The sequence below is a fragment of the Pseudomonas sp. SORT22 genome (genome assembly GCF_018417635.1).
GTDB lineage: Bacteria > Pseudomonadota > Gammaproteobacteria > Pseudomonadales > Pseudomonadaceae > Aquipseudomonas.
The window spans coordinates 5,027,076-5,045,498 of sequence record NZ_CP071007.1; the positions used below are offsets into that span (position 1 = coordinate 5,027,076).

Genomic DNA, 18,423 nt, shown 5'->3' on the forward strand with positions numbered 1-18,423 from the left:
CTGCCCTCTCAGTGCGCCGGCAGGATCTTGCCGCGGCACTCGCCGAAGCCGATCGAGGCCACGCCGTCGCGCTTGCAACGGGCACGCAGGATGATTTCGTCGCCGTCCTCGAGGAACTTGCGCACCTCGCCCGAGGCCAGTTCGACCGGTTCCTTGCCGCCCTGGGTGATTTCCAGCAGGCTGCCGAACTGGCCAGGCTGGGCACCGGACAGGGTGCCGGAGCCGAACAGGTCGCCCGGCTGCAACTGGCAACCGTTGACGCTGTGGTGGGCAACCATCTGCGCCACGGTCCAGTACATGCTCAAGGTGTTGCTCAGGGTCAGGCGATGGGCTGGCAGGTTCTGCTCGCGCATGCGCTCGGTCAGCAGCAGCACTTCCAGCTCGATATCAAAAGCGCCATTGGCCTGGTCGCGTTTGTCCAGCAGGTACGACAGCGGCTGCGGATCACCTTCCGGGCGCGCCGGCTGGGCGCAGCGGAACGGCTCCAGGGCTTCGGCAGTGACTACCCACGGCGAAACGGTGGAGATGAAGCTCTTGGACAGGAACGGCCCCAGCGGCTGGTATTCCCAGGCCTGGATGTCACGCGCCGACCAGTCGTTGAGCAGGCAGAAACCGGCGATGTGCTCGGCGGCTTCGGCCACCGGAATCGAATCGCCCATGTCGTTGCCCTGGCCGATCCAGATACCCAGTTCCAGCTCGTAGTCCAGACGCGCGCACGGGCCGAAGCTTGGTTCGCTCTGGCCAGCGGGCAGGGTCTGGCCTTTTGGCCGGCGCACGTCGGTGCCCGAGGGGCGGATGGTCGAGGCGCGGCCGTGGTAACCGATCGGCACATATTTATAGTTGGGCAGCAGCGGGTTGTCGGGGCGGAACAGCTTGCCAACGTTCTTGGCGTGCTCGATGCCGACATAGAAGTCGGTGTAGTCGCCGATGCGCGCCGGCAGGTGCAGCTGGCACTCGCTGGCCGCATACAACAGCGGTTTGAGCGCGGCCTGGTGCTCGCTGTGCTCGCCGAGCAGTTGCAGCAGGCGCTCGCGCAGGGCCACCCGGGCGCCACGACCAAGGGCGAAGAAAGCGTTCAGCGCACCACCACGGGTGGCCTCGACTGCGGCGCGGGCCTGGCCGTCGAACAGGCCGGCGGCCAGCACTGCTTCGAGGTCGAGGATGGCATCACCGATGGCCACGCCACAGCGCGGCGCCTGGTCCTTGCGGCTGAAGATGCCCAGCGGCAGGTTCTGCAGCGGGAAGTCGCCGTGGCCGTTGGCGTGTTCTACCCAACTGCGGGCAAGGGCGGACTGATTCATGGGTTATCTCCGATTCGGGGTAAAGGTGCTCGGCAACGAGGCCCAGCAACTATCGTAGTCGGCCTGCAATTGCGGGCATTCGAGCGCATGACGGCTCGGGCGCAGCACCTGGCTGGTCTCGAACATGAAGGCCATGGTGTTGTCGATCTTGTTCGGTGCCAGCTCTACGGCGATAGCCTTGCTGCAGGTCTCGGCATCCGGGCCGTGGGCGCTCATGCAGCTGTGCAGCGAGGCACCGCCGGGCAGGAAGCCTTCGGCCTTGGCGTCGTACTCGCCCTTGATCAGGCCCATGAACTCGTTCATCAGGTTGCGATGGAACCACGGTGGACGGAAGGTGTTCTCGGCCACCATCCAGCGCGGCGGGAAGATCACGAAGTCGAGGTTGGCCATGCCCGGTACGCTGGTCGGCGAGGTCAGCACGGTGAAGATCGAAGGGTCCGGGTGGTCGAAGCTGACCGTGCCGATGGTGTTGAAGCGGCGCAGGTCATATTTGTACGGCACGTTGTTGCCGTGCCAGGCGACTACGTCCAGGGGCGAATGATTGAGCTGGCAGCCCCACAGTTCGCCGAGGAACTTCTGCACCAGCTGCACCGGGGCGTCGGTTTCTTCGTAATGGGCCACCGGCGCGAGGAAATCGCGCGGGTTGGCCAGGCCATTGCTGCCAATCGGCCCCAGGTCCGGGATGCGCAGCGGCGCACCGTGGTTCTCGGCCAGATAGCCACGGGCCTTGCCGTCGAGCAGTTCGACGCGAAACTTCAGGCCACGGGGCAACACGGCGATCTCCAGCGGCTCGACTTCCAGCACGCCCAGCTCGGTGACGATGCGCAGGCGACCTTGCTCAGGCACCAGCAGCAGTTCGCCATCAGCGTTGAAGAACACCCGCTCCATGGAGCGATTGGCGCAGTAGGTATAGATGCTGATGCCGGCCGGTTTCTCGCCTGCCGAGTTGGCCGCCATGGCCACCCAGCCGTCGATGAAGTCGGTGGCCTCGCTCGGCATCGGTTGCGGGCTCCAGCGCAGGCGGTTGGGCGTCACCGGGCCCAGCGGGCCACCGGCCAGTTGACGCTGCAGGCGCTCGAAGCGCGGGTGCAGGGCCGAAGGGCGAATGCGGTACAGCCAGGTGCGGCGCTGTTCGTTGCGGGCCATGGTGAAGGCAGTGCCGGAAAACAGTTCGGCATACAGGCCATACGGGGCTTTTTGCGGCGAGTTCTGCCCGACCGGCAGCGCGCCAGGCAAGGCTTCGCTGGCGAATTCGTTGCCGAAACCGCTCTGGTAGCCAAGGACGGGGGTGTTATCGAGGTTCATCGAGCCTCCGGGCCCAGTGCAGGCCGGTCAATGGCAGTTGGCTGCGGGCCTTGAAGGAATGGCAGCGCTTCTGCGTTATTTTTATCGTAATTACATTACGCATAACGTAATTTGATTGGTGAAGACCGTCAAGCTATAAAGACGCCCATCTAACTCCCCGGATCGACTCCCCCATGGCCAAAGCCAGCTCCCCCGCCGACAGCTCCGGCAAACAGAAGGTCCGCTCGGCCGAGGTCGGCACCGACATCCTCAAGGCTCTGGCCCAGTTATCGCCGTCCACCTCGCTGTCGCGCCTGGCCGAGCACGTCGACATGCCGGCGAGCAAGGTCCACCGCTACCTGCAGGCCTTGATCGCCAGCGGCTTTGCCGAGCAGAACCCGGCCACCAACCATTACGGCCTCGGTCGCGAAGCCCTGCGCGTGGGCCTGGCCGCGCTTGGCGGGATGGATGTATTGAAAGAGGCGGCGCTGCCGCTGTCGCAACTGCGCGACGAGCTCAACGAAAGCTGCTTCATCGCCGTGTGGGGCAACCAGGGCGCCACCGTGGTCAACATCGAGCCGGCGGTGCGCGCGGTTACCGTGGTCACCCAGATCGGTTCGGTGCTGCCCTTGCTGACGTCCTCCACTGGCCTGGTGTTCGGCGCTTACCTGCCAGAACGTGAAACCATCGAGCTGCGCGAGCAAGAGCTGGCCGCATCAGGTCACAGTGCCGACGAATACCAGGCATTGTTTGCGACCATCCGCCAACGCGGCCTGCATCATGTGCATGGCCTGCTGATGCCCGGAGTCGATGCGCTTTCCGCTCCTGTGTTCAACGCCGTGGGCAAGATTGCCGCAGTACTGACCGTGGTCGGCCCGACCTCGATTTTCCACGCGGATGAACAGGGCCCCGCTGCGCAACAACTGCTGGCCACCGCCAGGACCATCAGTTGGCGCATGGGGTATGAGGCCTGAGCCCATCTCGTCAGGCAGGAACCGTTCGCTCCAGGTACTTGAGGAACAAGGTGAGTTCATCGTCCAACGCCTCACCGACGCTGGAGACTGTTTCCGAACCCGCCTGGCCAAAGTCGGCGACCAGCTTTTTCAGTAGCTCGGTGGTCGGCGAGCCGGGGCCCTTGGACAGCTTCGATAGCGCTTTGGCGAAGCGCCCTGCCAAGCCGGAGATCGACACGACCCCCACAGCCGTGACAACAAACCACTTCAAGGCTGAAGCCCGATCGCCATCCTCGTAGGCCAGCGCACCTTGCACGAACGAGCGCAGGGTCAGCACCACGTTCAGCGCCAGGGTGGCCGGTGGAAAGGGAATCGAAAGAATCGCCGCAACGCCGATGGCGACCTCGAAGAGGATGCCCCAGATTCGTTCGGCCACACTGGTGGTGTCGGCGTCCACATCGGCAATGATCCGCTCGACCATCACGTCGAATTCATGGGCAAGATCGGTCACGCGCTTATAGTCGCTGATCGCCTTGAGGACCATTGCCTGACCATCAGCGGCACGTTCAACGCTTTCGATCAAGCTGCCGATAGCCGGCTGATCATCGATGCTCACGCGCCGGTAGAAATAGTCCTGCAGCGCTTCCCATTGAAGCGCCAACGCTTGCGGCGTACGGAAGATCAGGTCATCCGGCGCATCGGGGGTGTAGACAAGATCTTCGACAACGCTTTGCGATACGTTCCTGAACAGGTACACACCCTCGACCCTTCGGCCCCTCAGGGCCAGCTGGAACAGACCGTTCTTGCCAGAGGTCCGCTCACCGCCAACGACCGCAGGCTCCAGATCAACCAGCTTGTCGACAGCAATGCCCAGCCACCCGCTCTGCTCGGACGTCAGGCGCCCCGCCATGCTTTCACTCAGCCAGGCGCGGCGGATCTGCAAACGCAGCAACTCGCGGTGAAGCAGGCGACGGCGCTTGTACTGTGGCTCAACGGGGTCGAGCAGGCGCCGGCGAATCATCTGGATGTAGCGCTCACCCAGCCTGGCAGATCGAATGTAGCCATCGACAGAGGGACGATCGAGTCGCGACAGGTCCTGGCCGATGGTGGAGGTGATTCTGGCAAAGTCGGCGAAGTTGAAACTGCTGTCGTAACCTTCAATGACCGTGCGGGTGAGCGTCTTTATGCCACCGTCCTCAAGCTCCACCAGTACGGTATCAGGGTCTATATCAGACGCAGGTAGAAGCTTCTTGATCCAGTCCTGCACCTGGCGATGGGCGTATTTGGCAAAGGGCTCGATAGTGTTGAGCTGTTGGTAGGCGTCCTGGATCGCACCTAGTTGAGCATCAACATGGCTCAGTTGCTGGCGTTGAACTCGGGATGCATCGATGAACCACTGAGGCGTGGCCAATTGCTGTTGGTCAAGTAACGCCGAGACCTTCCTGAAAGCAACTTGCGACAACACCCTCGGCCAACTCGCATCGGGCCAGCGCTCCAGTGCCACTGTTTGTCGGGACCAGGTGCCCGGCAATTTTTGCGTCTGCTTGAGAAACCGACTGAAGCTCATCCTGGCGTTGACCGGCACTTGGCCAAGCAGATAGGTTTGCCCCTGGTCGGTCAGAGCCCAACGGGCAATTTCCAGGCTGAGCTGCCCCACATTGCTGAACACCCGCAGATCCGCTTCCGGCGCGCCAGGGGCATAGAGCAGGAAACGATGATCGTCCTGCGAGCCAAAACTCAGGTAGAGCATATCCTTGAACGCCAACTGCAAGGGCTCAAGGATCACCGCACCCGCGTCGATCCCAAGCGCAGCCAGGGCGCCGGTATGGTTGCGAGCAGCTTCCAGAGCGTCGCAAGCCTCCCGGTCGAACCCTTGGTAGCGCGCGGCCAGGGCGCTCAAGGCCAACCGTGCATTGACCACATCGCTCATCAGTTGAGGGCCAGAGCCTTCAAGGTAGGAAGACTGCAGCGCTTGCGGATAACTCTGGCGCACCTCAAGTTCATCAATCATTCGTTGAATGACATCCGGTGTCAGGCGCGCCGCCAACGTGTCATCGATGACGTGGGCCTGAAACTCACTGCCGGAGTAACCACCGCACAACACCCACTGCACCAGCGACATCTCGCGCTCACCCTGTATCGTTTCACCCTCGACGCCCAGTGCATGCCTGACTCGAACGCGCAGTTGCCCGGCATCTGTCTCGACACCCAAGGCCTGCAACAGGTAAGCGGCGATCTGCGCAGCGGCATAGTCCTCAACGCTGGCCCTACCTTGCAGGTGTTCATCGACCCGTTGCTGGCACAAAGCAACAGCGCCTTCGCGCAATTCGAAGGCGGTACGTTGTTCACCCTCAAGAACACGCAACCATTCAGGCAATTGTGCGTGGCGGTGCTGCCTGAGCCGGGTTGCGAGACGTTGTTGCAGCAGATCGTGGGCAGGAACCCCGCGCAGGGCTTGGCGGACATCGTCTACCTGTTGTCGAAACGGACTATCGCTCAGCGATACCAGGCTCAATAGCGGCGTGTGGCCTTGCGCAAGTAGTTGTTTTACTCCGTGCGGCAACGGCTGCACCAAGGGATCCTTGGCAGCCGGTGCGCACAGGCGCAGCGTCATTCTGTCGATGAATCGCCGCGCATCCCCCTGCGCTTGCAACCCCTCCTGCAGGCTGTAAAACCAGAGTTTGCTGGTGGATGACGGGTCGAACGACTCGCTGATGACAAACGCCAACGGCAACATCGCCGTCTGTCCCTGAATATCGAGGGTCAGAATGCGAACGTGCTCATCGGGATCGAAAATCTGCTCCTCCAGCGCTGCCATTTCCGGCTGCTGCCAGGGATGGCGCAAAGCAAAGTAGCGCAGATCGAAAAAAAACAATTTCGACAGGTGCACAAACAGGCTCAACGGCTTTGTACCCGGCTTGCGTGCCCTCTCCCAGAAACTGATCAGCGCCGCATCCTGCAGCGTTGCCACCGACTCAAGCTGGCGCTGGATTTCAAAAGTGCTACTGGTCATTTCCAGCAGCAGTGTCTCCAGAGTACTGTCGTCGTAGCTCAACGCGGGTGTGTCAAGCGAACGGGTCGATTCCATATGCTGATGTCCGTTGGTGGTTGATAGTCATAACGCGACTAATTGACTTGCCCACCTTCAGGGAAATTTCAGCGAAACCCGTCCCGGTTGCTATCTCTGGAAAGTGCCCAGGCTCCCGTTTTTTCAAACCCAATGAATTGCCCTACAGCTAACTAAAGCAACAGCCCATTTCCATATAAGAATAAAAGGACAGTGTGCACAGTTGCTTACACTCGCTTACTGACTTTCGTGAAACAGCGGGTTACTGTCTTGGGGGCTGACTGTTACCTGAGTTGTAACAGTGAATGTCAGAAATACCTATTTTTCCGATTCTGACAGGCGCCTATTCTGGTTACACCAAGACGGTGCAGACGCCAAATCAAAGCGTCAGCCCATTCCATCAACCGGCGTGCACACCCCGCCTGATGGCGTCTTCTCCAGGTTCATCGACGTTGATTTTGAAGCTCCTTGATCTGCGTCTTACTTGGCCGCTGCACTGCAGCGGCCTTTTTTATGCCTGCAACTCAGTCGTCGTCGGCGTCATCAAAGTGGAATCGGTGCAACAATCGGTGAGCGATGGGCGCCAGGATCAGACCGATGCTGGCGACGAACACCAGGCCGACATACAGGCCGTAACCTGCAAAAAACAGCTTGCCGCCAATAGACTCGGGGAGGATCACCGGCCCTACCCCGCCCAGCAGCAAGGTGGCGTTGAACACGGCATCGTGCCAGGGCACTTGCGGCTCGAAGTACAGATGGCCAACCACGCCAAACAGGATCGAGCCGATCAGCAACAGGCAGGCCGCGATCCCGTGCCACATCAGGCGATAGCCGAACTGTCGGGTAGAGATGACAGCGTCCGTTCTGGATTCGTACATCCTCTGTGCTCCTGCAACCAAGGTGGCCGTCCAGCATAGGCAACTTCAGCCGGCGACCACAACCTTGGGCAAGGTTCAGCCCTGTGGATACTTCTGCAGGTTGGCCATCATCTGTTGCAGGGCTTCGAGGCTGTCCTTGGGATGTACGGCGTTGTCAAAGCTGCCGATCTGCTGCCAGTTGGCAGCGATGTCTTCAGGCGAAAAGCCCTCGCGCGGGTCGAAGCCAACACCCAGGCTACGCTCCCAGCGCACCTTGCCGACCCAGCCGCCGCCAACTTCATACAAGCCGCCGCTGTCCTGGCAGGCGTCACTGCCCAGGTACACCACCAGCGGGCTGACCAGCTCGGGCTTGAGTTGTTCGAACACCTGTGGCGGAATCAGCCCTTCGGTCATGCGCGTGCCACCCGTGGGGGCGATGGCGTTGACCAGGACGCCATGCTTGCGCCCTTCGATGGCCAGGGTGCGGGTCAGGCCATACAGGCCGAGCTTGGCCGCGCCATAGTTGGCCTGGCCGAAGTTGCCATAGATGCCCGAGGTCGAGGCGGTGAAGATCACCCGCCCCCAGTTCTGCTCGCGCAAGTGCGGCCAGGCGGCGCGGGTGACTTTGTAGGCCCCTTCGAGGTGTACCTGGTAGACCTGCTCCCAATCGCTGTCGTCCATTTTGTGGAAGGTCTTGTCGCGCAGGATACCGGCATTGTTGATGACGATATCGACGCGGCCGAAGCTGTCCAGGGCCTGTTCGACAATGCGCTGGCCATCGGTGACCGAGTCATGGTTGGCCACGGCCATGCCGCCCGCTTCACAAATCTGCGCCACCACCCGGTCGGCAGCCGAGGCGCTGGCGCCTTCGCCGTGGGTCGAGCCGCCCAGATCGTTGACCACCACTCGCGCGCCATGGCGGGCAAACAGCAGGGCATGGGCGCGACCCAGGCCACCGCCAGCGCCGGTGACAATCACCACTTTATCGTCCAAGCGAATCGTCATGCTCAGTTCTCCAGCAGAACAAGGGAGGGATGCCCGAGTGTCGACCAGCCGCGGCTGGCACACAATCAAGCGGGCAGGCGCTGAATGGCAGGCGATAAGGCCAGGCGATGATTGCGCACGCCGGGTCGCTCAGGACCAGGCGACTTTCTGCGGCACACTCACCAAGGGTTGTTCACGAAACGCCAGGTAATGGCGCAGCACCTGTACCGGTGCTTCGGTATGGGGGTAATGACCGATGCCCTGGAGCATCACCGTATCGGCATTGGGCACCAGCTCCTGATAACGCTCGAGCATATGCGCTCCGGACACCGGATCGACCGCGCCGTTGATCAGCCGCAGCGGCACCCCTTCGGCCTGCATCGCGCCAACCCAGCGCTCGCGGTGGGCGACCCGCTCGGGCAGGTAGGCAATGAGCTTGTGCAGGATGCGCGTGCCACGGTTGGAAGCAATCAGGCTCCAGTAATCGTCCAGCGCACTCTCGCTGGGATGGGTGCAGGGGCCGTAGATCTGGGTAACGTGGCGCACCAGGTCATCACGCCCGAACGAGCGCCCGACCAGCCAGCCCAGGCGGCTGAGCAGCAGTTTCTGGATCATCAGCGGCCGATGACGCTCGGGGAACAGGCCGCCATTGAGGAACACGCAACTGGCGATCTGCACCCGGCCCTCATGGTGGCGGGCGAGCAACTCCTGAGCGACGCTGCCGCCATAGTCATGGCCGAGCACATGCACCGGCTGCTCGACCTGCAGATGCGCCAGCAGCGCCTGTTGCAGGTCGGCCTGTTCCAGCAGGCTGTAGTCATGATGCAGCGGTTTGGCCGAATCGCCAAAGCCGAGCATGTCACAGGCAATCACCCGGAAACGCTGGGCCAACGGCGCCCACAGGTAGTGCCAGTCCCAACTGGCGGTGGGAAAGCCATGAATGAGCAGTAGCGGTTCGCCCTGCCCTGCGCTCCAGTAACGAATGGTCTGGCCACGGAACGAGAAATTCAGGCCCCGGGTCCGCCAGACGCACAATGGAATCTCGGCCAAAGGCATCACAGTGGTCCCGGTAAGTTACAGGTAGTCGTGTTGGGCAAGGCATCGGCTGCGATCATTGCAATCACCTCGGCACATACGTGTGCTCTATTGATCGTCAGTCTAGTCAGGCAGGCCCTGGCCGAGAGTTGCGTTGGCAGCCAGCTTATTGACCTTGGGAGTCAGGGCGCAAAATAGCGAGGTGAATCACAGCAGCAAGGTCAGCAACGGCGCGGCAAACAGATTGAGCAGGCCGGTGAGAACCATCACCAGGCCGGCCACCGAACCCTCTTCACCGCCCACTTCATGTGCGCGGCTGACGCCCGCTCCATGGGCGCCGACGCCGAACAGCGCGCCACGGGCCAACGGCGTGCGCAGCGGCAGGTACTTGAGCAGCACGCCACCAAACATCGCCCCGAGCACTCCGGTGAACATCACGAACACCGCGGTCAGCTCCGGCACGCCGCCCAGGTCTTTGGCCAGCGGCATGGCAAAGGGCGTGGTGATCGAGCGCGGCACCAGCGACAGGCTCACCGAGCTGTCCAGTGCCAACAGCTGCGCCAGGCCCCAGGAACTGCCAATCGAGGCCGCACTGCCGACCAGCATGCCGAGGGTCAGGGCCGGCCAGTGGCGGGCGAGCAAGGCGCGCTGTTGCCAGATCGGTACGGCAAAGGCCACCGTGACCGGGCCCAGCACCGACATCAGCCAGTGAGTGTTGCGCGCGTACTCGGCATAGGCGGTGTGCAGCGGCACGGCGATCGCCAGCAGCACGGCCGGCACCAGGATCAACGGTGACAGCAGGTAACGCCCGGTGCGCCGGTACAACCAGCGGCTGCCAAGATAGGCCAGCAGGGTCAGGGCCAGCCAGAACAGCGGCATCGGCTCAAGCGTCATGGCGCAACCTCCAGCGGCAGATCCACTCCACCGTCACCGCCGTCACCACCATCACCAACAGGGTACTCACGCCGATCACCAGCAAAATCCGCCAGCCCTCATCGCGCAGCAGGCTGCCGTAATCAAGCAGGCTCATCAGCGCCGGAATAAAGAACAGCAGCATCTCGGCCATCAACAACCCGGCACCGAGCTGCAACATGGCCGGCTTGAGCACACCCAAAGCAAACAGCAGCAGCAACAGCGCAAGGCCCATGACCCCGCCGGGAATCGGCCAGGCCAACCAGGCGGCCAGCAGGCCACCGACCTTATAAAGAGCAAGCAACACCGCAAGCTCGGCGAGCAGGCGGACAAATCGGTTTAACGCAGGGGGTTTCATCGCGGGGGTCCTCTCAGGCCTGTATTTTAAAAGCCTGCTCACCACGCCAAAAGCGAATTGTTAGACTGCTAGCTATTCCAGATTGGAATTCAGGCTATGGAATTCAAACAGCTACGCAGTTTTCTTGAAGTGGTGCACCGTGGCGGCTTTACCCAGGCCGGGCAAACCCTGCACATCAGCCAGTCGGCGGTGAGCAAGCAGGTTGCGCAACTGGAGCAGGACCTGGGCGTGCCGCTGCTGGAGCGCCAGGGCTCGCAGTTGCACCTGACCGCTGCCGGCAAGATCGTGCTTGAACGCGGCGAGGCCATGCTGCGCCTGCGCCAGGAACTGCTCAGCGAGCTCGATGACCTGAGCCAGCTGGCCCGCGGCGAACTGCGCCTGGGCTTGCCACTGCTGGGCAGTGATGCGCTGTTCGCACGGTTGTTCGCCGAATACCGGCGGCGCTACCCGAACATCAGCATTCAACTGTTCGAAGGCGGCAGTCGCAGCGTCGAGCAGGCCGTACTGAGCGGGGAACTGGAACTGGGCGGCAGCCTCACCCCCAGCGACCCGGCCTTTGCCTTCCAGCCATTTTGCAACGAGCCCCTCGATGCGCTGCTGCCCACCGAGCACCCTTTAGCCGCTGCCGGCCAGGTCAGCCTGGCGCAACTGGCCGACACGCCGTTCCTGCTTTATCAGCGCAGCTTCGTGCTCAATGACCGATTGCTCGGCGCTTGCCAGCAGTTGGGCTTCACCCCCAGGGAGGGTGGCCGTAGCGGCCAGGCCGACTTTCTCGCCGCGCTGGTGGCGGCCGGCCAGGGGGTGGTGCTGTTGCCCAGTGTGGTGGCCCGCGGCCTGGAACGACCGGGGGTAGTGCGCCTGGCACTGAGCGCGCCGACCGACCTGCGCTGGGACATCGCCTTCATCTGGCGCCAGGGCGCCTACCTGTCGCGCGCCGCCCAGGCCTGGCTGCAGCTGCTGCGCGAGCAGCCACAGTCGTAATGATCAGCCGCGCAGCTTGTTGGCCAGCTCGGCAAGCCACGGCTCGGCGTCGGTTTCCGGGGTAACGGTTTCGCTGGCATCCAGGCGCAGCATCGGCTGAACCTCTACCAGGCCCATCTCGGCGAACAGCTCGCGCAGTTGCTCGCCGCCACCGCAGAAGGTATCGCCATAGCTGGAATCGCCCAGGCCGATCACCGCGCCCTTGAAGCCGCGCCACTCGGCCGGCAGCGCATCGCGAATGGTACTGAACAGCGGCATGAGGTTGTCCGGCAGCTCGCCCATGCCGGTGGTCGAGGTCACGGCCAAAAATGCCTGCGGGGCAAAGCCCTGGATGTCCTGCAGGGTAGCCCGGTGGGCGTGCCAGGCCTCGAAACCCGCTTGTTTGAGCAACTTCTCGGCATGCCGAGCGACTTCTTCGGCGGTGCCATAGACCGAACCGGAAAGGATCACGACTTTCATAGAGGTTTCCGAAACTGAGTAAAAACGTAGGATACTAGCATCAGGCACTGGCAAAAGGCCTTAATCTGCCGCTGTACAGCGACGGCCAATCCACTAGAATCAGCCAGCATGCCCGATCTACAGCCCTTGCGGACCTAACAAGATGATCAATGCCACACTGCTGCAGCGCATGATTGACGCCTCTAACGACGGGATCGTGGTGGCCGAACAGGAAGGCGACGACGACACCATCCTGATCTACGTCAACCCGGCCTTCGAGCGCCTGACCGGCTATGACGCCAACGACATCCTCTATCGCGACTGCCGCTTCCTGCAGAACGACGATCGCGACCAGGGCGCCCGGGTATTGATCCGCCAGGCGATCAAGGATGGCCTGCCAAGCCGGGAAATCTTGCGCAACTACCGCAAGGACGGCAGCGCGTTCTGGAATGAACTGTCGATTACCCCGGTGCTCAATGAGGCTGACAAGCGCAAGTATTTCATCGGCATCCAGAAGGATGTCAGCCGCCAGGTCGAAGCCGAACAGAGGGTAGTCGAGCTTGAGCGCCAACTGGCCGACGCCCGCGCGCGCATCGCGGCGCTGGAAGCCGACCAACGGTCTTAACAAACACGCCGTTTGGTTGTCCATGACGGTGAAGAAACGCATTCACGATTGTCACTTCGAGTTCGACCATGCAAGCAGATGCCCTTCTGACCCAGGATGAGCTGGACTTCATCCGCTCCATGCAGCACGCGGCCCAGCCCATCCCGGCTGAACCGGCGTCGCGCCTGATGGTCAATGGCGGCAGCGCAATCAAAAACCTGCTGACCCGACTGATCGCCGACGAGCAGGTAACCCTGCAGGCCCAGTTCAATAACCAGCAGATGACCTTTCCGATGCAGTTGGTTGAAGACGAGTTCCATGCCCTGCACCTGCAACTGGGTGCACCGAACATCTATGAAGAAGGCGCCGTGGTTCGCCCCTGGCGCCTGACCCTGGAGCAACCGGTGGCACTGGAAGACGAGCTGGGCCTGAGTACCGGCTTGTGGGTGCGGGAAATCTCGTTCAAGGGTGTGTTGCTGGAAGTGCGCGAGCTGCCCGAACCACCAAAACACTTCGACCTCTGGTTCAGCCCCGACGGCGATGCCCCGATTGCCTTGCACGGCACCCTGCAGCGGCGCACCGGCGAACGCCTGGCCGCCTATAACCTGGGCCAGAGCTTGCCGGCTGAAATCGAGCGGCTACGCGAATACATTCTCCAGGCACACCGCCGCGCCCATCCGGAGCTGCACCCTCAAGAATCCAGGTGACCGGCCAGGTACTGCTGCAGCCGCCGGCGCATCAAGCGTCCTTCGCTGCCCAAACACGCGACTTGCGAGCCGATCAGGCTGTCCTGAGCCAGGTCCGCCGCCTCTCCCGCCAGCAACAACGGACACTCCAGTGCCAGCGCCAGGCGCGCCAGGCGCTTAGGTAAATCACTGGCCGGCGGATGATTGGAAAACAGCACCAGAGCATGCGGGGTCATGCGCTCGCAGACCAGGCCAAGCTCTTCCAGCGGCTGACCGAGGCCGAGCACGCTGATGGCGATTTCGCTGGTGCCGAGCAACAGCGCCGCCACTAGCAACTCAAGTTCCCGGCACTGGCCGGGGATCGCCGCCAGCAGCACGCGCACTTCCTGCTGCTCACGCGCCAGCTGCAAACGTTGCAACACCCGCCCGCGCAGGAAGCTGTCGAGAAACAGCCATTCACTGGCCTGGCCGAAAGCTTCGTGGGTACTGCGCAGCTCCTGCCAGACCGGCATAAGGATGTCCTGGAACACCACCAGCTGTGGATAACTACTGAACACCTGGCCGTATACCCGCTCCAGGCGGCGCTCGTCGAAAGCCCTCACGGCCTGGCGCAGCTGGGTTTGCCATTGGTTGAAATCGGCCTGGGATTCGTCGCTACGCGGTGACTGGCTTTCGCTCTTCAGATTCTGGCTTTTGGCCAAAATGCGCCCGACCTTGCTGACGGCAACCCCGCGCTCGATCCAGCCGAGGATGCTACGTACCTCGTCGATGTCCGCTTGCGAGTACAAACGGTGCCCACTTTCGGTGCGCGTGGGCTGAATCAGCCCATAACGGCGCTCCCAGGCACGCAGGGTGACCGGATTGATACCGGTCAGGCGGGATACTTCGCGGATCGGGAACAGTTCTTCGTGGTCAAACTCACGGGAATTCAATGAAGGCTGGTCTGGTTCGATCATTGCCGGGAAACCGCGGGTTTATGGGCCAATTGTCATTCTACTCCGCCAATCACCAGCACCACCATTGGCATTTCTAACAGGTGGGCGAGTACCAGCACTGACGAGTCAGCTTATTTAAGGAATAATCCGCGCCCGATTCTTGCATCGATTCTTGCACAGAAGCGAATACCGCCCAGCACCCCGGGCGGCGTTCAAGGGGCAGGCCTACCCGCCACGCCCAGTTGCCAGGAGATATACCATGTCTACCCCACCCGTAACCCTGATGGTTACCCGCCGCGTCGCCGATGGTCGCTACCAGGACCTGATGGCCTGGCTGCACGAAGGCGAACAGCTGGCCACCGACTTTCCCGGCTACCTGGGCTCGGGCGTGCTCGCGCCGCCGCCGCAAGGCGACGAATTCCAGATTATCTTCCGCTTTGCCAACGAGCAGACCATGCATGCCTGGGAGCATTCGGCCTCGCGCAAGGCCTGGCTGGCCCGTGGCAATGGCCTGTTCGCCGAGCCATCGGAACAGCGGGTCAGCGGCCTGGAAGGCTGGTTCGGCAATAACCCGGTGCAGCGCCCGCCGCGCTGGAAGCAGGCGGTGGCGATCTGGCTGGCGTTCTTTCCGGTGTCACTGCTGTTCAACCTGATCTTCGGCCACTGGCTGGGCGCGCTGGAGCTGGTGCCGCGCATCCTTCTCAGTACCCTGGGGCTGACGCCGTTGATGGTGTATTTCTTTATTCCATTGTCGACCCGCCTGCTGGCCAACTGGCTGAACGCCAGCCCCGCCCGCCCGGGGCCGCAGGGCGCGCGCAATCCCGCTTAGTTCGGGTATGCTGGGGGTTATCCAAGCGAACCAGTAAAAGTTGACCGCCCCCACCATGAACAGCCCAATTCTTGTCACCGGAGCCAGCCAGCGAGTCGGGCTGGCGCTGGCCCTGAACCTGGCGCAGGCCGGCCATACCGTGGTCAGCGCCAGCCGCAGCAAAAGCCCCGAGGCCGCGCACCCGAACATCATCCAGTTCCAGGCCGACCTGTGCCAGGAAGCCGACCGCCTGGCCCTGATCGAGCACCTGCAAAGCAATTACGACGGCTTGCGGGCGATCGTGCACAACGCCTCGTTGTGGCTCGACGATGACCTGGCCAACCTCAACACCATGTTCAAGCTGCACGTCGAGGCGCCCTACCACCTGAACCTGGCCCTCGGCGCGCAACTGGCCAAAGTCGACAAAGCCGACATCATCCATATCTGCGACGAGACCTCCTCGCGCGGCAGCGGCAGCCATATCGGCTATGCCGCCACCAAGGCCGCGCTGCAGAACATGGTGCTGTCGTTCGCTGCCAAGTACGCGCCGAGCATTCGCGTCAACGCGATCCTCCCGGGCTTGCTGATCCTCAAGGAAAACAGCGACGAGGCCTACCGCCAGCAGACCCTGAGAAAGGCCCTGCTGGAATTCGAGCCCGGCGCCCAGCCGCTGATCGATGCCGTGCGTTTTCTGCTCGACAGCCAGTACAGCACCGGCAGCAACCTGGTCATCAACGGTGGCCGCCACCTGAAAAACCGCATCGCGGTAGACTGAACTACCGCTGTCACGAGAACGTCCATGAACGATCAACAGAAACTCGAACTTGAAGCCGCCGCCTTCCGCCGCCTGGTTGCCCATCTGGACAGCCGCAAGGACGTGCAGAACATCGACCTGATGAACCTCGCCGGCTTCTGCCGCAACTGCCTGTCCAAATGGTACAAGGCCGCCGCCGACGAAAAGCAGATCGAGCTGAGCATGGATGAGGCCCGCGAAGTGGTTTACGGCATGCCTTACGCCGAATGGAAATCCCTTTACCAGCAAGAAGCCAGCGCCGAACAACAAGCGGCGTTCGCCAAAGGAAAACCCAATGACTGACCTGAGTACCCTGCGCGCCAGCCTGAAATCCGGCGAACATGCCTTCGCCGACACCCTGGCCTTCATCGCCGCCAACTACAGCTACCAGCCACAAGCCTTCAACAACGGCGGCGTCGACAACGCAGCCGGGCAAAACGAAGGTTCGTGCAAGACCCTGGGCCTGGCCCTGCTTGAGGGCCTGAGCGATGACGAAGCCCTGCTGGCGTTCGGCGAGCACTACCGCTCGGTGCTGGCCACCCCGCAAGGCAGCGACCACAGCAACATTCGCGCGTTGATCGAGCATGGCCTGGCGGGCGTCAAGTTCGCCGCCCAGCCGCTCAAGCGCCTGGGCTGATCAAGCGCCCTGGCGTGCCTTCGGCCAGTTGCCCGTGCTGCAACCAGTGCAGGGCAATTGGCCACAGCCGGTCCTGGAAGCGGCTGTGGAAAAAGGCGAAATGACCGATCCGGCTTTCATCGATATCCCCCGGGGCGATGCGCAGATGGCTGCGCTCACTGGCCTCGAAGTACGCCAGTAAGCGCTCGATCGCCGCCACCGTGCCAAACGGGTCGTCACTCAGGCTGATGGCCAGGGTTTGCGCCCTGACCCGGGCGAAGGGCAATTCACCCAGCGCCCGGCCACTGGGGCGCTGCTCATACGCCGCCGTGCGCGTACTCCAGTCGCGCACCACCCCGGCCGGGGTGTCCTCCAGCCAGCCCAGGCGCTTGCCGGGAAAGTAACCGAACACGCGGGTCAGCAACGGCATCAGCACGTGCCATTTGCCGAACAGTTGCCAGCGGCTGTCGGCGGCATAGTCGCGCCAGTAGGCAAACTGCGCGCCCACTGTGACCAGCCGGCGCAATTGCCCCGCCGAAGGCGCCAGCCCCGCCGCGCAACCGCCAAAACTGTGGCCGACCACATCGATGGGCTGGCCGCGGAACTCGCGCTGGGCACGTTGCAGGATGGCTTCGAAATCCAGCACGCCCCAGTCGCTCCAGGACGCCTGGAAATGGCGCATGGACGCCGGACGCGACTCACCGATGCCACGATAGTCATAGGTGATGACATCCAGGCCATGGCCGAACAGGTACTGGGCAAAACGGGCGTAGTAGCTGCAGCGCACTGACGTGGCGGCATTGATGATCACCAGCGGGCGCGTGGCGTCCGGCACCTGCTGGCGCCAACAGAAACCGCCGAGGGCATAGCCATCGGCGGTGATCTCACGAAAGGCCTCGCCGCAGTTGCTGGCAACGGGCAAAGCCGGGAATGCTTCGAGACTGCTCATCGACCTCTGTCATGCCGAAGCCGCTACCCGCGGTGCAGGGACCTTGCGCAAACCGCTTAGTCGCGAGCCATCGTAGCGGGTTTCACGGAACAGGCGCCAGCGTCCGAACAGGCCATACACGTGCATCACCCGCCCCTGCTCGTGATAGCCCATGCGCAGATGCAGCTTGAGCGCCGGAATGTTGTGGGTTTCGCAGACGTCCACCACCTTGTGGCAGCCCTTTTCCCGCATGGCTTCCCACAAATTGACCTGGGCATCCACCGACAGCCGGGTGCCAAAGAAGGCACGGGTCATCTCGCCGCCGAACTCAAAGAACTCGCCGGGCTTCACCGGGAAGGTGCAGCCGTAGTAATGACGGTCGTGATAGTCGCGCATGCTGGCAAAAATAAACGCCACGGCGTCGCCCTGCTCGTCCAGGTACATGTGCCCGGTGTGACCTTCGGCGGCCAGTTCGCGCATGGTCTGCACGCGGTCGCCAAAATAGCGGGCGAAGGCATCGGCGTTGTCCGTGGTGATTTGCACCAGGCGCACCGCAGGATGCTCACGCAGATTGTGCGGCGGTACCGGGCTGATCAGGTCGCGCTCCATCCACAGCAACTCCCAATGGAAGAAGATGTAGCGCTCACACAGGGTTTTGAGGACCTTTTGCAGACCCTTTTGCCTGATCCGCTCTTTTAGTTTTTGCAGTCCACTCATGGTGCCTCCTGTCGAAACCTTGACGGTTTAAAGGGCATTTGAATGAGTGGTATAGATCAGTGCCGAGGAGGGGGTAGCAAAAGGCCACTGACATACTTGTTTCAAATTGTGTTTCGAGTTTGAAACTGTTGCCGCACCCGAGGAAAAACAGGTGCGACAACAAAGA

General features: G+C 62.3%; 20 protein-coding genes. 8 read left to right on the forward strand and 12 right to left on the reverse strand.

Features of this window, described 5'->3' with window-relative positions:
* Nucleotides 1-8: 8 nt before the first annotated feature.
* Complete coding sequence (fahA, locus tag JYG36_RS23075; RefSeq protein ID WP_213602401.1) at nucleotides 9-1,301, reverse strand: fumarylacetoacetase; 1,293 nt, start codon at nucleotides 1,299-1,301, stop codon at nucleotides 9-11.
* A 3-nt stretch (nucleotides 1,302-1,304) separates the two neighbouring features.
* On the reverse strand, nucleotides 1,305-2,606 hold the full coding sequence (gene hmgA, locus JYG36_RS23080) for a homogentisate 1,2-dioxygenase (RefSeq protein WP_045196118.1): 1,302 nt from the start codon (nucleotides 2,604-2,606) through the stop codon (nucleotides 1,305-1,307).
* A 173-nt stretch (nucleotides 2,607-2,779) separates the two neighbouring features.
* Between hmgA and JYG36_RS23085 the strand changes: the two genes are divergently transcribed.
* Nucleotides 2,780-3,559 (forward strand): IclR family transcriptional regulator, encoded by a 780-nt coding sequence (locus tag JYG36_RS23085; RefSeq protein ID WP_045196116.1) that lies wholly within the window; start codon nucleotides 2,780-2,782, stop codon nucleotides 3,557-3,559.
* A 10-nt stretch (nucleotides 3,560-3,569) separates the two neighbouring features.
* Here JYG36_RS23085 and JYG36_RS23090 read toward each other — a convergent pair whose 3' ends face one another.
* The 6 genes from JYG36_RS23090 to JYG36_RS23115 all read right to left on the reverse strand — a co-directional run bounded on the left by JYG36_RS23090 (nucleotide 3,570) and on the right by JYG36_RS23115 (nucleotide 10,751).
* Nucleotides 3,570-6,626, reverse strand: coding sequence for a hypothetical protein (locus JYG36_RS23090; RefSeq protein WP_213602403.1), 3,057 nt, complete (start codon nucleotides 6,624-6,626; stop codon nucleotides 3,570-3,572).
* A 503-nt stretch (nucleotides 6,627-7,129) separates the two neighbouring features.
* Complete coding sequence (locus JYG36_RS23095) at nucleotides 7,130-7,483, reverse strand: hypothetical protein (protein WP_045196112.1); 354 nt, start codon at nucleotides 7,481-7,483, stop codon at nucleotides 7,130-7,132.
* A gap of 75 nt (nucleotides 7,484-7,558) precedes the next feature.
* Entirely contained in the window at nucleotides 7,559-8,467 is a 909-nt protein-coding gene (locus JYG36_RS23100; RefSeq protein ID WP_371128689.1) for an SDR family oxidoreductase, read from the reverse strand.
* Between the two features lie 129 nt (nucleotides 8,468-8,596).
* The gene (locus JYG36_RS23105; RefSeq protein ID WP_093388012.1) at nucleotides 8,597-9,502 is read right to left on the reverse strand and encodes an alpha/beta fold hydrolase; all 906 of its coding nucleotides are present in this window, start codon (nucleotides 9,500-9,502) and stop codon (nucleotides 8,597-8,599) included.
* A gap of 186 nt (nucleotides 9,503-9,688) precedes the next feature.
* Nucleotides 9,689-10,375: an LrgB family protein gene (locus JYG36_RS23110; RefSeq protein WP_093388009.1), complete on the reverse strand. Its 687-nt coding sequence runs from the start codon at nucleotides 10,373-10,375 to the stop codon at nucleotides 9,689-9,691.
* Complete coding sequence (locus JYG36_RS23115) at nucleotides 10,365-10,751, reverse strand: CidA/LrgA family protein (RefSeq protein ID WP_093388007.1); 387 nt, start codon at nucleotides 10,749-10,751, stop codon at nucleotides 10,365-10,367. Before JYG36_RS23115 ends, JYG36_RS23110 begins: the two co-directional genes overlap by 11 nt.
* 96 nt (nucleotides 10,752-10,847) lie before the next feature.
* Between JYG36_RS23115 and JYG36_RS23120 the strand changes: the two genes are divergently transcribed.
* A complete protein-coding gene (locus tag JYG36_RS23120) occupies nucleotides 10,848-11,732 on the forward strand; it encodes a LysR family transcriptional regulator (RefSeq protein WP_093388004.1) in 885 nt (294 codons plus the stop codon).
* 3 nt (nucleotides 11,733-11,735) lie between these two features.
* On the opposite strand, the gene JYG36_RS23125 is transcribed toward JYG36_RS23120, so the two are convergent.
* Nucleotides 11,736-12,191 carry a flavodoxin gene (locus JYG36_RS23125; RefSeq protein WP_093388001.1) on the reverse strand — a complete coding sequence of 152 codons (456 nt, stop codon included), beginning with the start codon at nucleotides 12,189-12,191 and terminating at the stop codon, nucleotides 11,736-11,738.
* A 142-nt stretch (nucleotides 12,192-12,333) separates the two neighbouring features.
* Between JYG36_RS23125 and JYG36_RS23130 the strand changes: the two genes are divergently transcribed.
* Complete coding sequence (locus tag JYG36_RS23130; protein WP_045196101.1) at nucleotides 12,334-12,795, forward strand: PAS domain-containing protein; 462 nt, start codon at nucleotides 12,334-12,336, stop codon at nucleotides 12,793-12,795.
* Nucleotides 12,796-12,863: 68 nt separating this feature from the next.
* The gene (locus JYG36_RS23135; protein WP_213602406.1) at nucleotides 12,864-13,481 is read left to right on the forward strand and encodes a hypothetical protein; all 618 of its coding nucleotides are present in this window, start codon (nucleotides 12,864-12,866) and stop codon (nucleotides 13,479-13,481) included.
* Here the strand turns inward: JYG36_RS23135 and JYG36_RS23140 are convergent.
* Nucleotides 13,466-14,416, reverse strand: a complete 951-nt coding sequence (locus JYG36_RS23140) for a MerR family transcriptional regulator (RefSeq protein ID WP_176794344.1) — start codon at nucleotides 14,414-14,416, stop codon at nucleotides 13,466-13,468. The genes JYG36_RS23135 and JYG36_RS23140 overlap by 16 nt on opposite strands.
* Before the next feature lie 238 nt (nucleotides 14,417-14,654).
* Here JYG36_RS23140 and JYG36_RS23145 point away from each other — a divergent pair, with 238 nt between their 5' ends.
* The 4 genes from JYG36_RS23145 to JYG36_RS23160 are packed head-to-tail and all read left to right on the forward strand — an operon-like array spanning nucleotide 14,655 to nucleotide 16,633.
* The gene (locus tag JYG36_RS23145; RefSeq protein WP_045196096.1) at nucleotides 14,655-15,224 is read left to right on the forward strand and encodes an antibiotic biosynthesis monooxygenase; all 570 of its coding nucleotides are present in this window, start codon (nucleotides 14,655-14,657) and stop codon (nucleotides 15,222-15,224) included.
* Nucleotides 15,225-15,279: 55 nt separating this feature from the next.
* Nucleotides 15,280-15,978 carry a dihydromonapterin reductase gene (gene folM, locus JYG36_RS23150; protein ID WP_093387995.1) on the forward strand — a complete coding sequence of 233 codons (699 nt, stop codon included), beginning with the start codon at nucleotides 15,280-15,282 and terminating at the stop codon, nucleotides 15,976-15,978.
* A 24-nt stretch (nucleotides 15,979-16,002) separates the two neighbouring features.
* Entirely contained in the window at nucleotides 16,003-16,299 is a 297-nt protein-coding gene (locus tag JYG36_RS23155) for a DUF1244 domain-containing protein (RefSeq protein WP_045196092.1), read from the forward strand.
* Complete coding sequence (locus JYG36_RS23160; protein ID WP_045196090.1) at nucleotides 16,292-16,633, forward strand: HopJ type III effector protein; 342 nt, start codon at nucleotides 16,292-16,294, stop codon at nucleotides 16,631-16,633. The genes JYG36_RS23155 and JYG36_RS23160 overlap by 8 nt, the downstream gene beginning before the upstream one ends.
* Here JYG36_RS23160 and JYG36_RS23165 read toward each other — a convergent pair.
* Nucleotides 16,617-17,561 carry an alpha/beta hydrolase family protein gene (locus JYG36_RS23165; protein ID WP_213602408.1) on the reverse strand — a complete coding sequence of 315 codons (945 nt, stop codon included), beginning with the start codon at nucleotides 17,559-17,561 and terminating at the stop codon, nucleotides 16,617-16,619. The two genes, JYG36_RS23160 and JYG36_RS23165, sit on opposite strands and share 17 nt — an antisense overlap.
* Before the next feature lie 9 nt (nucleotides 17,562-17,570).
* The gene (locus JYG36_RS23170) at nucleotides 17,571-18,257 is read right to left on the reverse strand and encodes a GNAT family N-acetyltransferase (RefSeq protein ID WP_045196087.1); all 687 of its coding nucleotides are present in this window, start codon (nucleotides 18,255-18,257) and stop codon (nucleotides 17,571-17,573) included.
* Between the last annotated feature and the right edge of the window lie 166 nt (nucleotides 18,258-18,423).

What these genes read in the sequence shown, in the direction of transcription:
- JYG36_RS23140 (WP_176794344.1), bottom strand. Translation starts at nt 14,416, where the DNA reads ATGATCGAACCAGACCAGCCTTCATTGAATTCCCGTGAGTTTGACCAC.
- JYG36_RS23145 (WP_045196096.1), top strand. Translation starts at nt 14,655, where the DNA reads ATGTCTACCCCACCCGTAACCCTGATGGTTACCCGCCGCGTCGCCGAT.
- JYG36_RS23085 (WP_045196116.1), top strand. Translation starts at nt 2,780, where the DNA reads ATGGCCAAAGCCAGCTCCCCCGCCGACAGCTCCGGCAAACAGAAGGTC.
- JYG36_RS23135 (WP_213602406.1), top strand. Translation starts at nt 12,864, where the DNA reads ATGCAAGCAGATGCCCTTCTGACCCAGGATGAGCTGGACTTCATCCGC.
- JYG36_RS23115 (WP_093388007.1), bottom strand. Translation starts at nt 10,751, where the DNA reads ATGAAACCCCCTGCGTTAAACCGATTTGTCCGCCTGCTCGCCGAGCTT.
- JYG36_RS23090 (WP_213602403.1), bottom strand. Translation starts at nt 6,626, where the DNA reads ATGGAATCGACCCGTTCGCTTGACACACCCGCGTTGAGCTACGACGAC.
- JYG36_RS23170 (WP_045196087.1), bottom strand. Translation starts at nt 18,257, where the DNA reads ATGAGTGGACTGCAAAAACTAAAAGAGCGGATCAGGCAAAAGGGTCTG.
- JYG36_RS23130 (WP_045196101.1), top strand. Translation starts at nt 12,334, where the DNA reads ATGATCAATGCCACACTGCTGCAGCGCATGATTGACGCCTCTAACGAC.
- folM (WP_093387995.1), top strand. Translation starts at nt 15,280, where the DNA reads ATGAACAGCCCAATTCTTGTCACCGGAGCCAGCCAGCGAGTCGGGCTG.
- JYG36_RS23095 (WP_045196112.1), bottom strand. Translation starts at nt 7,483, where the DNA reads ATGTACGAATCCAGAACGGACGCTGTCATCTCTACCCGACAGTTCGGC.
- JYG36_RS23105 (WP_093388012.1), bottom strand. Translation starts at nt 9,502, where the DNA reads ATGCCTTTGGCCGAGATTCCATTGTGCGTCTGGCGGACCCGGGGCCTG.
- JYG36_RS23155 (WP_045196092.1), top strand. Translation starts at nt 16,003, where the DNA reads ATGAACGATCAACAGAAACTCGAACTTGAAGCCGCCGCCTTCCGCCGC.
- JYG36_RS23120 (WP_093388004.1), top strand. Translation starts at nt 10,848, where the DNA reads ATGGAATTCAAACAGCTACGCAGTTTTCTTGAAGTGGTGCACCGTGGC.
- fahA (WP_213602401.1), bottom strand. Translation starts at nt 1,301, where the DNA reads ATGAATCAGTCCGCCCTTGCCCGCAGTTGGGTAGAACACGCCAACGGC.
- JYG36_RS23165 (WP_213602408.1), bottom strand. Translation starts at nt 17,561, where the DNA reads ATGAGCAGTCTCGAAGCATTCCCGGCTTTGCCCGTTGCCAGCAACTGC.
- JYG36_RS23125 (WP_093388001.1), bottom strand. Translation starts at nt 12,191, where the DNA reads ATGAAAGTCGTGATCCTTTCCGGTTCGGTCTATGGCACCGCCGAAGAA.
- JYG36_RS23100 (WP_371128689.1), bottom strand. Translation starts at nt 8,467, where the DNA reads ATGACGATTCGCTTGGACGATAAAGTGGTGATTGTCACCGGCGCTGGC.
- hmgA (WP_045196118.1), bottom strand. Translation starts at nt 2,606, where the DNA reads ATGAACCTCGATAACACCCCCGTCCTTGGCTACCAGAGCGGTTTCGGC.
- JYG36_RS23110 (WP_093388009.1), bottom strand. Translation starts at nt 10,375, where the DNA reads ATGACGCTTGAGCCGATGCCGCTGTTCTGGCTGGCCCTGACCCTGCTG.
- JYG36_RS23160 (WP_045196090.1), top strand. Translation starts at nt 16,292, where the DNA reads ATGACTGACCTGAGTACCCTGCGCGCCAGCCTGAAATCCGGCGAACAT.